General features: G+C 52.9%; 14 protein-coding genes and 2 other annotated features (1 of these 16 cut by a window edge). All 14 genes read right to left on the reverse strand.

Going from position 1 to position 14,403, the window contains the following annotated elements; genetic code table 11:
* Nucleotides 1–130, reverse strand: a sequence feature (ribosomal protein L10 leader region); it reaches 19 nt to the left of the window's first position.
* A 9-nt stretch (nt 131–139) separates the two neighbouring features.
* A complete protein-coding gene (rplA, locus tag AC1BI1_RS10595) occupies nt 140–838 on the reverse strand; it encodes a 50S ribosomal protein L1 (protein WP_476717263.1) in 699 nt (232 codons plus the stop codon).
* A gap of 58 nt (nt 839–896) precedes the next feature.
* Nucleotides 897–1,322, reverse strand: coding sequence for a 50S ribosomal protein L11 (gene rplK / locus AC1BI1_RS10600; protein WP_476717264.1), 426 nt, complete (start codon nt 1,320–1,322; stop codon nt 897–899).
* A 23-nt stretch (nt 1,323–1,345) separates the two neighbouring features.
* Nucleotides 1,346–1,873: a transcription termination/antitermination protein NusG gene (nusG, locus tag AC1BI1_RS10605; RefSeq protein ID WP_476717265.1), complete on the reverse strand. Its 528-nt coding sequence runs from the start codon at nt 1,871–1,873 to the stop codon at nt 1,346–1,348.
* Nucleotides 1,874–1,885: 12 nt separating this feature from the next.
* Nucleotides 1,886–2,113, reverse strand: coding sequence for a preprotein translocase subunit SecE (gene secE, locus AC1BI1_RS10610; protein ID WP_476717266.1), 228 nt, complete (start codon nt 2,111–2,113; stop codon nt 1,886–1,888).
* Between the two features lie 14 nt (nt 2,114–2,127).
* On the reverse strand, nt 2,128–2,277 hold the full coding sequence (rpmG, locus tag AC1BI1_RS10615) for a 50S ribosomal protein L33 (protein ID WP_476717267.1): 150 nt from the start codon (nt 2,275–2,277) through the stop codon (nt 2,128–2,130).
* Between the two features lie 137 nt (nt 2,278–2,414).
* Complete coding sequence (gene mgtE, locus AC1BI1_RS10620) at nt 2,415–3,746, reverse strand: magnesium transporter (RefSeq protein WP_476717308.1); 1,332 nt, start codon at nt 3,744–3,746, stop codon at nt 2,415–2,417.
* A gap of 307 nt (nt 3,747–4,053) precedes the next feature.
* Nucleotides 4,054–4,566, reverse strand: coding sequence for a TQO small subunit DoxD (locus tag AC1BI1_RS10625; RefSeq protein WP_476717268.1), 513 nt, complete (start codon nt 4,564–4,566; stop codon nt 4,054–4,056).
* A gap of 143 nt (nt 4,567–4,709) precedes the next feature.
* Complete coding sequence (locus tag AC1BI1_RS10630; protein ID WP_476717269.1) at nt 4,710–5,381, reverse strand: response regulator; 672 nt, start codon at nt 5,379–5,381, stop codon at nt 4,710–4,712.
* Nucleotides 5,371–6,819, reverse strand: coding sequence for a sensor histidine kinase (locus AC1BI1_RS10635; RefSeq protein WP_476717270.1), 1,449 nt, complete (start codon nt 6,817–6,819; stop codon nt 5,371–5,373). Before AC1BI1_RS10635 ends, AC1BI1_RS10630 begins: the two co-directional genes overlap by 11 nt.
* 45 nt (nt 6,820–6,864) lie before the next feature.
* Nucleotides 6,865–8,148 (reverse strand): serine--tRNA ligase, encoded by a 1,284-nt coding sequence (gene serS, locus AC1BI1_RS10640; RefSeq protein ID WP_476717271.1) that lies wholly within the window; start codon nt 8,146–8,148, stop codon nt 6,865–6,867.
* A 111-nt stretch (nt 8,149–8,259) separates the two neighbouring features.
* Entirely contained in the window at nt 8,260–9,837 is a 1,578-nt protein-coding gene (serA, locus tag AC1BI1_RS10645; RefSeq protein WP_476717272.1) for a phosphoglycerate dehydrogenase, read from the reverse strand.
* 119 nt (nt 9,838–9,956) lie between these two features.
* Entirely contained in the window at nt 9,957–11,114 is a 1,158-nt protein-coding gene (locus AC1BI1_RS10650) for a pyridoxal-phosphate-dependent aminotransferase family protein (RefSeq protein WP_476717273.1), read from the reverse strand.
* A 63-nt stretch (nt 11,115–11,177) separates the two neighbouring features.
* Nucleotides 11,178–11,427, reverse strand: a binding site (T-box leader).
* 269 nt (nt 11,428–11,696) lie between these two features.
* Nucleotides 11,697–12,464, reverse strand: a complete 768-nt coding sequence (locus AC1BI1_RS10655; RefSeq protein ID WP_476717274.1) for a DUF1848 family protein — start codon at nt 12,462–12,464, stop codon at nt 11,697–11,699.
* Nucleotides 12,465–12,487: 23 nt separating this feature from the next.
* A complete protein-coding gene (selB, locus tag AC1BI1_RS10660; protein WP_476717309.1) occupies nt 12,488–14,383 on the reverse strand; it encodes a selenocysteine-specific translation elongation factor in 1,896 nt (631 codons plus the stop codon).
* Nucleotides 14,384–14,403 lie beyond the last annotated feature (20 nt).

Consider the following 14,403-nt stretch of genomic DNA (forward strand, 5'->3'; position numbering starts at 1 on the left):
CTGCAGGACAGCAGGAGCTCCCTTCTTTCTCGCTTAAAAGAAAGAAGTATTATACCGCCAACCTCGGCAGGCTTGTTTTAAGCTCCTCAAGAGGAGCACCTGCTGTCTCCGGTTGCCAAGTTATAATTCAATTGTTAAATTAGCGCGGTACGGCTTTAAGAGGGTTAACCTTAACTCCCGGACCCATAGTAGAGGAAAGGCTTATAGCCCTGATGTACTGGCCCTTGGCCGCGGCCGGCTTGGCCCTGATCACCGCCTCTATAAGAGCCCGAAAATTTTCCTGAAGCCTTTCTTCGGGAAAACTAACTTTACCAATAGGTGCGTGAACAATACCTGCCTTATCCACCCTGAATTCGATTTTTCCTGCTTTGACTTCCTTAACCGCACGGGCTATATCCATAGTTACCGTACCGGTTTTGGGGTTGGGCATTAGCCCCCGCGGGCCCAAAATCCGCCCCAGCTTCCCTACTACACCCATCATATCTGGGGTGGCAATGGCTACATCAAAATCCAGCCAGCCTCCCTGGATTTTCTCTACTAGTTCTTCGGCACCCACAATATCAGCTCCGGCTTCTTCGGCTTCCTTGGCCTTGTCACCTTTAGCAAATACCAGAACCCGTCGGGTCTTGCCGGTGCCGTGGGGCAGGACTACTGTACCCCGCACCTGTTGATCGGCATGCCGGGGGTCAACTCCCAGGCGGATGGCTACTTCCACCGTTTCGTCAAAATTAGCTATAGCCGTCTTTTTTACTAGGCCAATGGCCTCAGCCGGATCATAAAGCCGCTGGCGGTCCACTAGCTTTTTAGCTTCTAAGTATTTTTTACCATGCTTAGGCATTAACATTCCTCCTTGTGGTTCTGGCGGATTGCTCCTCCCACCCCGGGAAAACATAAACTCAGCCCTCTACTTCAATGCCCATGCTGCGGGCAGTCCCTTCAATCATCCTCATGGCCGCCTCAATATCATTGGCATTCAGGTCCTTCATTTTTAGTTCGGCAATTTCCCTGATGGTGGCCCGGGATACTTTGCCCACCTTTTTGCGGTTGGGCTCGCCTGAAGCTGTCTCGAGGCCCAAAGCCTTCTTTAGCAAAACCGAGGCCGGCGGCGTTTTGGTGATAAAAGTGAAGGAACGGTCTTCATAGATGGTAATTTCTACCGGGATAATTAATCCCGCCTGAGCTGCCGTGCGCTCATTGAATTCTTTTACAAAGGCCATTATATTAACCCCGTGCTGGCCCAGGGCAGGACCCACTGGGGGAGCAGGTGTCGCTTTACCTGCCGGCACTTGCAGTTTAACAACCGCCACTACTTTCTTAGCCATCTTACCACCTCCCGTCCCCATCTTTAATCAAGTTTCTCTATCTGGTCAAATTCCAGCTCTACGGGTGTTTCCCGGCCAAACATAGAAACCAGAACCTTTAATTTGCCCTTGTCCGGGTGGATCTCCTCCACCGTACCAATGAAATTTTCAAAGGGGCCGCTTATCACCCGGACATTTTCTCCTATACTAACATCGATCCGCGGCCGCGGAGTATCAACACCTGTTCGCTGGAGGATATGCCTTACTTCTTCCTCCTGCAGAGGGATAGGCTTGTTGCCGGCGCCAACAAATCCTGTTACCCCCGGAGTATTGCGCACCACATACCACGAATCATCGGTTAAAATCATTTCCACCAGCACATATCCGGGGTAAACCCTCCGCTTGGTAATTTTCCGCTTGCCATCTTTGATTTGGATTTCATCCTCCATGGGGACTACAATGCGGAAAATCTTGTCCCCCATATTCATGGATTCTACGCGCTTTTCCAGATTAGCCTTAACTTTATTTTCATACCCGGAGTAGGTGTGGATAACATACCAGGCCTTTTCCATAATGTTATCCCTCTACAGAATCAGTTTAAACAAAAAGCTGTAAATGGAATCCATAATCCATAATAATACCCCTACAATAAGTATAGAAACCAGCACTACCCCCGTGTAGACGGCTAGTTCCCGCCGGGCAGGCCAGTGGACTTTTTTCAGTTCTGACCAGGAACCTTTAAAAAACTTTAACGCTCTTTCGCCCAATTTGGCTTTATTGCTGGCAGGCTTGGCTACTGATTTGGTCACCATGCTTACCTCACATCCTATTTGGTTTCTTTATGCAGAGTATGCCTGCCACAATAGCTGCAGTATTTCTTAAGCTCAAGGCGATTGGGATCATTCTTTTTGTTTTTCGTGGTAGTATAATTCCGGCGCTTGCATTCGGTACACTCCAGGGTTATACCTATACGCACTGCCGGCCACCTCCTCTAACGTTTAACGCGCCAGGAATACCTAACCTAATTTAGCATAAAAGTAATACCCTGTCAACAAAGCTGTCAAAAACCCTTGCCCTTTCTACCGTCGCTTAAGGGCTTATTAAGAGCCCTCTCTACAGGTCCAGAAGCAAGGAAGCTACATTAAAGTACACTATCAAGGTCAGGGCATCTACAATGGTAGTAATAAGGGGGCTGGCCATAATGGCCGGATCGATTTTAATCCTCTTGGCTATCAGGGGTAAAAGGCCTCCCACGCTTTTCGCCAGGAAAACGGTGACCACCAACGTAACGGTCACTACTACAGCGATATTGAGGCTTACTTTCTCGAAAAAAACAAGGCGCAGGAAATTAACAGTTCCTAAAACTAGGCCCACAATAAGACTCACCCCGGCCTCCCTAGCCAATACCCTCCACGCATCCCGCGGTTTGAGTTCCCCTAGGGCCAAACTTCGGATGACTAAAGTGGAGGACTGGGATCCGGCATTGCCGCCAGTGTCCATGAGCATGGGAATGAAAGCGGCCAGTATGACCATCCCTTGCAGTACCGTCTCAAAGCGCTGTATTATCCTCCCGGTAAAGGTGGCTGACACCATAAGAGCCAGCAGCCAGAATAGGCGGTTCCTGGCCAGACGAAAAACATTTTGGGCCAGGTACGACTCTTCCGTCGGGCTAATACCGCCTATCCTTTGAAAGTCCTCGGTGGCTTCCGCCTCCAAAACGTCCACCACATCGTCGATGGTAATGATACCCACCAGCCGGTTTTCCTGGTCTACCACCGGCATGGCCAGGAGATCGTACTTTTTGAAAAGGGCGGCAACTATCTCCCGGTCCTCATAGGTTTTAACGGCAATGACCTCCCGGGCCATTATTTCTTTAATTTTGACCTCGGGCCGGGCCAGGACCAGGTCTTTAAGGGAAATAGCCCCCTGCAGGCGGCGTTCCTGGTCGATGACGTAGCAGGTGTAAATAGTCTCCTTATCTGGCCCGGTATAGCGTATATGTTCCAGGGCCTCAGCCACTGTCATCTCCTGGAACAGATCCACAAACTCGATGGTCATTATGCTGCCAGCCGAGTCCTCCGGGTAATTTAAGAACTGGTTGATCAGCTTCCGCTCGCTTTCTGGCGTGCGCTGCAGGATTTTCTTCACCACGTTGGCCGGCATTTCTTCCAGAAAGTCGATCTTGTCGTCAAAAAAGAGATCTTCCACTAAGCTCTTTAATTCATCTTCGGCGATCATCTGGGAAAAAGCGGTCCTGATCTTTTCTGAAAGATAAGCAAATACTTCCACGGCCTTTTCTTTGGGTAGAAGCCTAAAGGCCAGCAAGCTGCTTTTGGCATCCAGCTGGTTTAAGACTTCGGCGATATCCTGCACCGGGAGCCGGATCAGGCGCTCTTTTAAAGCCCAGTAATTTCTTTCCTCGATCCACCGCCGGAAGTGCTCGATAGTTAAATCCAGACCCTCTATCTTCAATTCCCCCTTTCAGGCGGGGGATTCCGGTACGGCAAGGAGGCCAAACGACGCAATCCCCCACCAGTTAGTTTATTACAGATTGGGAAAAGGTACGTATATACCAATGATCGTGGGAGGGGATCCATCGTACAACCACCTTCCTGCCTGAAGAAACGCAGATATCATAGCATATTGAGCAAGAAAGATCAATGAACGTTATTATTAAACCCGCTGCCGGCCAAGAATCAGAAAAGCCTCGGCAGAACACCGAGGCTCCTTGTTGAGGGATTCAGCCCTATAACTAGCTCGCCAAAGCTTCTCTCTTATTACGGAATTGTCGCAGATAAGGGAGCACGTAGCGGTCAAGGCCGTACTGGTAAGCTGCTGGTCCTGCGAGGAGAAGTAAGATGGATACAGTATATAGCACGGGATTAGTACTGGCGGTACCTGCCAACATAAAGTTCAGATTCATAAAGGCGCCGACCAGAAGGGCAAACACAGTAACTACCCCGAGGATTAAGGCTATGCCGGTTAAAATTTCACCAAAAACTACGAGCTTAGCAAACCAAGTATAATGCTTACCATCCAGCAAACCCTGGATAAATGCTTTGTACCAGCCGTACTTAATGGCTGGCTGGGTATTGGGCAAGGCTCCTACCGCCTTAGCCCAGAAGCCTTTTAGAGCCTCTCCTCCTGCCATCCACTTAGGATCCGAAAGCTTGTGCAAACCGGCCTCCAGCCATTGCCACCCCAGCCAGATCCTGAGCAGGGTCCAAAGGAGTGCCAGGCGTTCGCTCCGCAAAAGATTTAGCATATTGACCCCCTCCAGCTTTGTGCTTGAAATCTCTATCTTTACTATAAAGTCTGGAGGAAGCCCTTTCTATTAGCCACGGGCCTTATTTTATTCTAAGGTGTATACCCTAGGATGTTAACCCTAAAAACCGGTCGTTATACTTGCTAATCCCTTCCCTCTTCTAGTTTTAGAAGGCCTTTTTTCAGGGCATATTTCACCAGCTCGACCCGGTCATGGACGCCCAGCTTTTTCATCAGGTTTGCCCGGTGGGCCTGGACAGTTTTTACACTTATGTATAGCTGGCGGGCAATCTCGGAGTTAGTCAACCCCCGGGCTACCAGCCGCAAGATCTGCTCTTCCCGGGGGGTGAGTTCATGCCCCATCTCAGCTCTCTTGCGTTCCTCTTCTGCTCCTTCCTTCTGCAGACCCTCCACTACCCGCCTGGCAATAGCTGAGTCCAGGTAAACCTCACCCTTAGCCACCAGGCGAATAGCCTTCACGAGCTCCACCACCCCAGCCCTTTTAAGTACATAGCCTGCTGCCCCAGCCCTCAAGGCCCGCATGACTACCTCCTCATCATCATACATGCTGAGGACGACAACTTTTATTTCCGGAAAGGATTCTTTTAAAGCACGGGTGGCTTCTATACCGCTCATATTGGGCAGGCGTAGATCCATTACTACCACCTGGGGGCTGGTCCTGGCCGCCACCTCCAGGGCTTCCTCCCCGGTACCGGCCTCACCGACTATTTCAATGCCTTCCTCCATCGCCAACAAGGCCTGCAGGCCCTCCCGGACAATGGCATGATCTTCTACCAGCATGACTCTAATGGCCACGACCCTCTCCCCCTTCCGTCGCCTCATAGGGTACCCACACCGAAACTTCAGTACCCTCTCCGGGACGGCTTTGAATATCCACCCATCCCCCGGCCAAGGCGGCCCGTTCACGTAAATTAAGAAGCCCCATACCCCCGCGGGAGATAGCCCTCTCCGGAACAAAGCCCACCCCGTTATCCCGGATAGTCAAGCGCACCCCGGCACTTCCCAGATCCAGTTCTATCACTACCTTGCTAGCAGCCGCGTGCCGCCGGACATTGCTCAGGATCTCAGCCGCCATATGGTAAAAGTGTTCCCTTTGCTTAGGGGCCAGATCCTTTTCCTGCAGACCCCTCAGGCGGAAATCAGGCCTTAAATGGGTGGTGGCCGTAAAATCAGCCAGCAAATCCTCCAGAATAGTTACTGCCTTAGGCGGCAAATCAGAGGGAATGTGGAGCTCCTGGATATAATGGCGCAACTCGGCAATGAGGGCATCAGCCCGGTCCCTTAAACTTTTAAGCTTGGCTGAACAGGCGGCGGGTTCTTTATTTACCAGGGTCAAAGCGTGATCCAGCCCGAGAACCAGACCGTAGACAGCCTGGATGACGCCATCATGGAGGTCCCGCCGGATACGCTCTCTTTCCAACCAGATCAGCTCTCGCTGGCGCAGATCCTCTAGCCTTCTTTGGCTTTCTATTTCGTACAAATCGAGGCTGCGAACAATGAAATAGGCCATAAAAACACCGGCAATGGCCCGTAAAAATTGGACCGGCAAGCCTAATTGCAGCAAAAGGGAGGTATTGAGAAAGTTGGCCGGAAAGAAGGGAGCCGGAGGTACCACGAGCCCGCCAGCCAAAGAGTAAAGGGCAAAGGCTAGGGAAGCTCCTCCGAGGCTGCGCTCCAAGGGAGGATAACTTAAGCCCCTGATTTCGCTGCGCTGAAGATTTAGAGCCAGGGAGCTTAAGAGGGCCCCTGGCAGAGCCAAAAAATAGCGAGCTATTATTTCCGTAAAAGCAAGCCATTCCGGCGCCCGGGCGGGATCGCTGGGGCGGTAAGCAAGGAAAATCCATAGCCATATCCCCAGCAATAAAAAGGGCACCCTCTGCCAACCCCGCGACCACCCCCAGGTGCTGGTTAGAAGGCCGCCGCCAAAGGCCAACAGAAAGCCAAAAGAAGTGGCGATCAAAATGGCATGACCCCCATTTAATACAGCTCCCCTAAGGGTTTCCCAACCTTCAGCCACAAGATTAGGGGAAAGGAAAATATAGGCCCATTCGGCTGCGCCATGGAGCAGGCCAAAGCCGGCCAGCAGGCGGAGATTCTGTCCCAGGCGAAAGGCGCTGTGACGCCTAGCCTGGAGGGCAATACTAAACCCCATAAGGAAGAAAGCTAGTCCATAGATAAAGAATACAAGGTACCAATTACGGCTTAAAATGCCCTCCAGAGCAGCCTTTAGCATCCCCATTCCCCCTTTATACCTAAGCAAAGGGGTGGATACCCTAACCTAAGGGCTAATCGGCCGTATGACCTCCAGTCCGCCCATGTAAGGCCTCAAGGCAGGAGGAATTATAACTGAACCATCTTCCTGCTGGTAGTTTTCTAAAAGGGCAGCCACCGTGCGGCCAACTGCCACCCCCGAGCCGTTTAAAGTATGGACATAGCGGAGTTTCCCTTTCGGTGCCGGACGGAAACGGATATTGGCCCGGCGAGCCTGGAAATCTTCGCAATTGCTGCACGACGATATCTCCCGGTAGGTACCGGCTGCCGGGAACCACACTTCTAGGTCATAGGTCTTAGCCGCAGCAAAGCCCAAGTCACCTGCACAAAGGAGGACCACCCGGTAGGGCAAACCCAGAAGCCGGAGCACTTCCTCCGCGTCCCGGGTCATCTTTTCCAGTTCTTCGTAAGATTCTTCCGGCCGGGTGAATTTTACCAGCTCTACCTTATTAAACTGGTGCTGGCGGATAAGTCCCCGCGTTTCCCTACCGGCTGCTCCTGCCTCCGCCCGAAAACAGGCACTATAGGCCACGTGATAAATAGGTAGAAGATCTCCGTCCAGAATCTCTTCGCGGTACAAGTTGGTTACCGGCACCTCAGCGGTGGGGATAAGATAATAATCTGTACCGGTCACATGGAACATGTCCTCCGCAAATTTAGGGAGTTGCCCCGTCCCGATCATGGCACTGCTGTTGACGAGGTAAGGCGGAAAAACCTCTATATAACCGTGTTTTTCCGTATGCAGGTCCAGCATAAAATTTATGAGAGCGCGCTCGAGTTTGGCGCCAGCACCCCGGTAAAAAACAAACCGCGCTCCTGCTACTTTAGACCCGCGCTCAAAATCTATAATGCCCAGTCTCTCGGCTATTTCCCAGTGCGGTCGCGGTTCAAAGGTAAAGGCAGGCCTTTCCCCCCAGACCCGGACCACTTGGTTATCAGCATCGCTTAGACCATCCGGTACTGAAGGGTGGGGCAGATTAGGAATATTGAGCATTTCCTGGGCCAGCTTTTCTTCTACAGCCTGGACTTCAGCATCTAGTTCTTTAATAAGCCGGGAGACTTCCCGCATTTCGGCGATCAAGTCCTCTACCTCAGTACCCTCTTTTTTTAGGCGAGCAATCTCCGTAGAAACTGTATTGCGCCTGTTCTTTAACCCTTCTACCTCGGTAAGCAAACTGCGACGGCGTGCATCCAGCTCCAGAAAATGTTCCAGAGGAGCGGTTAAACCCCGGCGCCTTAAGCCCTGGGCTACCAGTTCTGGATTCTGGCGTAATAATTTAATATCCAGCAAAAAGCATCCCCCTTTTGCCAAGGTCCCTGGTTGGTCCTGCCACTATTATTACACTATTCTCCGCCTTTTAGCAAATTCTCTTTAACCCGTCTCGGTAGCTGCCATCGGATTTTACACGCGCAGATAACGCACATCCAGCACACCATCCACCTGGCGGATAGCTCCCAGTACCTCCCTCGGCACTTCCGAATCGATGCTCATAATCATAACAGCTTCCCCTCCCGCCTCCCGCCGGCCCACCTGCATGGCAGCAATGTTAATGCCATAATTGCCGATGGCCAGGCCTACGGGCCCGATAATTTTCGGGCGGTCGATGTGGGGTATGACCAGCATGTGCCCTTTAAGCTCAGCATCGAGGTTATAGCCGTTAAGGCCTACCAGGCGCGGTTCACCGGCCTGATTTACTGTTCCCGCTACGGAATAGCTCTCTCGCCTGCCTTTAATAACTGCTGTTATCAAGTTAGTATAATAGCCCATCTCCCGGCTCTTATTTTCGCGCACCCGGATACCCCGCTTCTTAGCTACCACCGGAGCATTAACGTAGTTGACCGCATCCCCCAGCAAGGGTCTAAGTAGCCCTTTTAAGAAAGAATTAGTTAAGGGCGACAGGTCATATTGAGCCAGATCCCCGATGGTAGTCAGCTCTACCTCCAGGATAGGCCCTTCCATGAGCTGGGACAAGAAGCTTCCCAGTTTCTCCACCAGCTGCAAATAAGGTTTAAGGTTTTCCCAAAGTGGCCCGCGTACTACTGGTATATTTACGGCATTTAGGACCGGCTCACCTCGGAGGCAGCGGACAATATCCCGAGCTACTTCCAGGGCCACCGCCACCTGGGCTTCAGCCGTAGAGGCGCCGAGGTGGGGGGTCACGATAACGTTATCTAATTTGAAGAGAGGGCTCTCGGTTAGGGGTTCTTCTTCAAAAACATCCAGAGCTGCGCCTGCTAAGTGCCCCGAACAAAGGGCTTCATAAAGAGCTTCCTCATCCACGATGCCGCCCCGGGCTACATTGAGCAGGCGCGCACCGGGCTTAAGTCTAAACAATTCTTCGCGGCCCAGGAGATGATAGGTATCCTTAGTTAGCGGGAGGTGAATGGTGAGAAAATCGGCTTCTTGTAATACCTCGGATAAAGATAAGAGGGTTACTTCCAGGCGCTCTGCTTGTTCCGGCTGGACATAAGGGTCATAGGCGACAAGTCGCATATCAAAGGCACGGGCTCTCCGCGCTACTTCGCTACCGATTTTGCCCAGGCCCAATATCCCCAGGGTTTTATGGCGCAGCTCTACTCCCAAGAATTTTTTCTTTTCCCATACCCCTTGCTTTAAAAGCATATTGGCCTGGGGAACATTCCTGGCCAGGGCCAGCATAAGGGCCAGGGTATGCTCGGCCGCTGCTACAGTATTGCCTTCCGGCGCATTGACTACTAGGATACCCCTTTCGGTAGCAGCTGCCACGTCAATATTATCAATACCTACACCGGCCCGCCCGATGATCCGTAGCTTTTTAGCCCCGGCCAGGGCGGCAGCAGTAACCTGGGTTGCACTGCGCACAATCAAGGCCTCATATTCGGACAACACTTTTTTCAGCTCATCGCCGTCCATTTTGCCCCGGGCCTCAACTTCTAAGCCTGCTTCTTGCAGGACCCTTATCCCTTGGGGATCTATATTATCTAAAGCAAGTACCCGCACAGCAAACCATCCTCCCCCTTAAGTTATATTCAATTTATCCCTAACAAACGTCCTGCCGCGAGGGAAGCTAAGCGAGCGCAAGCCAAACAAACATGTCTGGGTTCAAAACCAGAGATAACTTAGACTTGCCGTTCCTGATATACCTTCAGGGCAGCCGCCACACCGGCACCATCGGGACTCCGCAGTCCCAGCTCACCCAGAACCTCTTCCAGGGCAGCCAGGCCGGCTAAAATATCGTTACAGTTGACGTAACCCAAATGGCCGATTCTGAAGATGCTATCCTTTGCCTGCCCCTGACCGCCGGCTACCACTACTCCGTGCTTCTCCCTTAAAGGCACGGTTATGGCGGAAGGTCTTAGCCCCTCCGGCACTTTTACTGCAGTTACAGAAGGAGACGCCACTTCATCCGCCGCCAGAAGCTCCAGCCCCAGGGCTCGCAGGCCGGCCCTCACCATATCCCGCAGCAGGGCATGGCGCCGAAAGCTGCCGGCTAAAGTCTCCTCAGACACTATCTTGAGGGCCTCTTTAAGGCCGAAGAGAAGGGAGACTGCAGGCGTATAAGGTGTCTGCCCCCTTGCCCCATAATTCCGGGCTGCCTTAAGGTCCAAGTAATACCGCCGATTAGTACAGTGTTCAACCGCTTCCCAGGCTCGCTCATTTAGGCTAAGCATGGTCAAGCCCGGTGGCAGCATAAAGGCTTTCTGGGAGCCTGCAATGGCTACATCCACTCCCCAGGCGTCCACCGGCAAGTCGGCTGCAATCAAGCCGCTGATGGTATCTACTACTAGCAAAGCCGGGTGTCCACCGCGGGCCTCGCTGATGGCGCGAATATCATTAAGCACGCCGGTAGAAGTTTCGTTGTGCTGTACCAGAATAGCCTTTATCTCCCTTCGTATATCCTTGGCCAGCCTGGTAGCGATGGCTTCCGGGTCAGCCGCCTGCCCATAGGGAAAGGCCATCACCTCTACTTCTACTTCAAAACTGCGAGCTATTTTAATAAACCGCTCCCCGAAAGCGCCAATGGTAACGGCTAAAGCCTTCTCCCCTGGAGAGAGCAGATTGGCCACTGCTGCCTCCATGCCGCCCGTCCCGGAAGCAGTCAGGATGACTACGTCGTTTTGGGTCTGGAAGACGTCTTTTAGACCCGTGGTTACCTCGTGCAGAAGTTCGGCGAATTCGGGGCCCCGGTGATTGATGGCAGGCCGGGCCATGGCCATAGCCACCCGGGGCGGTACCGGTGTAGGCCCCGGTAGAAGCAATATTTGCTTGTCAGTCATACTCCAATCCTTCCCCCTTGCTTTAAATCTCACTAAATAAAAACTCCCGTCCCTGCCTTTTTCGTCAGGGACGGGAGTTAACCCGCGGTGCCACCCTACTTGGCCAGGAAGGCCCTCAAAGCCTATCCTGACCCCCTCTGCATGCGTAACGGACATGACCGGGCCGATTTGCTCCGCTAAGGAACCCCTCAAAGCGGATTTCTCACCGGCCACTCAGGGGTGCCTGGCAGCAGCCTCCGGGCTGGTTCCCACCAGCCACCAGCTCTCTCGCCTACCGGAGTGGGCCGCGCCTCCTCCCCCTCATCATTTTAGCTTTGACTTTATCCTTTAGTTTGCAACAAATTTTAGCACAGGCCTATCGTGAAAGCAAGTCTTTTTTCACCGAAGATAATAAGTCTCATTCCCAGTCTGACGCTGGCTTTTTCCCACAACTCCGGTTGTCTGCAATATATCCAGTTTGTTCGCTAAATCCATTACGCTGGGTACCGAAGACCCTCTCCGCTTCCACTCCGCTTCTGCTCCCCTTCTGCTCCAGTGGTAGCGAAGGAAGACTTCGTAAATATTGTGTTTTAGTCAAAATCCCTAAATAGCGTTGGCGTAACAGTAAAGGCAACCGGAAGGGCAGCTCATATTATACCAACCCAGGTCAACAGAATGGGTACACCCGCACCGGGTTCGCTGGCCTTGAGCTTTATCCAGGCGGCATGGCTCACCCCCAGGGTGAAGGGCGGTTAAAAGGTGTCCATCAATGCAACGGGAAAGCGGCCGTTCCGGGATACAGCAGGCATGAAGGGTCGCCCCGTATAAAGCTGCTACACCGGCTAGCTGGTTCCAGACCTGTTGACGCTTCGCCGCAGTAAAAGGGGCAGCACTCCACCCCCGCTGCTCCAACCTGCGCTTTACTTTGGGGTAGAGCTCCACAAAAGAAGTGGAAAAGGTTTGTACTCCCAGAGCCGCCGCCTCTCGTATGATGCCGGCTGCCGTTTCTATATTGGAAAAGGTCTCCCGGCCGCGCTGGAAAATGAGCAGAGGGTCAGGTCGCACCCTTAGGCGACGGGGGTCGCCCAGAAAATCTATAAGGGCTGGAATCTGGGCCAGGGTTTGTTCCGGCGGAGGAACCCTGGGCTCTACCGGAGTACCTCCTAACCCCGTGATGGTAAGATGCACATAAACTTGGGAGTAAGCCTTGAGCACCCTGCGCATTCGGTCTAAAACCGCCTGGGGGAACTTGGTCCAGACCACCACCGTATGGACTCGCTCCGGCGGATAACGGCTGCTTAAAAAGCTCGCCAGCCTTTCAGCATAAAAATAGGGCTCTGTCCGCCGGGAAAGGCTTACCACCACTTTCATGTTTGCTTCACCCCTGTAAAGCTTTAACCGACCACTATCCTCTTATCGCCTATACGCCGGGTGAACTTTATTTGGTCCAAATATTCCAGGAGGGGCAAAACATACTTGCGTGAGCTCCCCAAAACGTCGCGCGCCTCAGCCAGGGTAAAAGTCCCCTTCTCTCCTAGTTTTCTTATCTTTTCTTGGGCTGCCTTCAGAGCCTCCTGGTGAAAATAAAGCCCTTCAGTCACCTTGACTAAGATACCCTGGCGAGCGAGGTAATGTAACAATTCTTCCAGTTCAGCCGGAGATAAACCCAAATCTTTACAGGCCTCTTCTGGCGAAGGCGGTTGAAAATGGCCTTGCCTATACCTCTCCACGAGCTGTTCTACAGCCTTCTTCTGGCGAGCATCCATTTCCGTCCTATAACCGGCCAATACAATACTATTGCCAGCTAGCTCAATTTTCCCTTTCTTTACCCAATGTTCCAGCAATCCCTGGAAGGTACGCCAGTCGAGTCGGTCAAAGAAACGCGTCCTCAACTCCTCCTTGGGCAGTCCAGCCCTTAAAGGATAACGCCGGTGAAATTCTTCCAGGGCCTCGCGGGCCATTTTCCACCAGCGTTCTAAAACCGCTGGGGTAACCACATAGGAATCCCCCTCAGCCGCCGGCAAAAGGATAACCTTCCCCTCCTGGGCCGCCTGTGTTAAAATTTGCTGGGCCTCCTGCCAGCCCAGAGCTGCGCGGGCTGCTGCCCGGCGGAGTTCCACCCCTTCCCTTTCTTCACCAACTATAGACAGCAGGATATCTCCAGACGTGCCGGTCAGGCGCTTGGCCAGAGTTTTAATCACTTCCTCCTGGAAGCGCCGGTGGTGGGGCGGATTTACGGCAATGATTTCACCCCCACCGATGGTCTCCAGGGGAGAATAAGTGCGGAGGATGAAACGATCCCGGGGTGCGGCTACCACCGGTTCCTCTAACAGGAGCTGGGCAAAAGCAGTTGCGCCGCCTTCCAGCTCCTCCCTGTCCAGCAAAACCACCCGGCCAAAGGCTTCTTTGGTGCCCAGGTAAAAGCGTACTCGCTGCCTGTGCTTTAAGGGCTTTACCTCAGGCAAAAGTTTTAGACTGACATCCAGCCTCAGGACCGGTTGCCACAGACCTGGCTCCACCAAAACACTCCCCCGGTGAACGTCTTCTACTTCTATCCCCGAAAGGTTAATTGCAACCCGCTGGCCCGCCTGGGCCCGGTCCACCGGCCGGCCGTGAACCTGTAGACCCCGCGCCCTGCTCTTTAAGCCCTCTGGCTGGATTTCTACTTCACTGCCTACCTTAATAGTCCCCGACCACAAGGTTCCGGTCACAATAGTGCCAAAACCGGGCAGGGAAAATACCCGGTCAACGGGCAATCTTATCCTGCCCGCCACTGGTCGTGGCGGTATCTCCCGGGTAAGCCTGGCTAAGAGCTCCCTTAACTCCGGTATCCCCTCCCCCGTCAGGGCCGAAACCCGCACTAGGGGAGCGTTTTCCAGTACGGTCCCTTTAACCGCCTCTCGCACCTCTTCTTCTACCAAGGCCAGCCACTCTTCCTCCACCAGATCTATCTTGGTCAGGACCAGGATACCCCTCTTGATCTGCAAAAGGTCGATTATGGCCAGATGTTCCTTAGTTTGAGGCATAACCCCCTCATCGGCGGCTACCACTAAAAGCACCAAATCAATGCCTGCCACTCCGGCCAACATCTGGCGGATAAAACGTTCGTGGCCCGGCACATCTACCAGCCCTAGCTGGCGACCGTCGGGCAAACTTAAAGGCGCAAATCCCAACTCTATAGAAATACCCCGCTCCTTTTCCTCCTTTAACCGATCGGTATCCACACCGGTTAAGGACTTGACTAGCTCTGTTTTGCCGTGATCTACATGGCCAGCCGTCCCTATGACCACATAATCCAAGGTGCTTCCCC

The sequence above is a fragment of the Thermanaeromonas sp. DSM 22490 genome, from assembly GCF_056378755.1.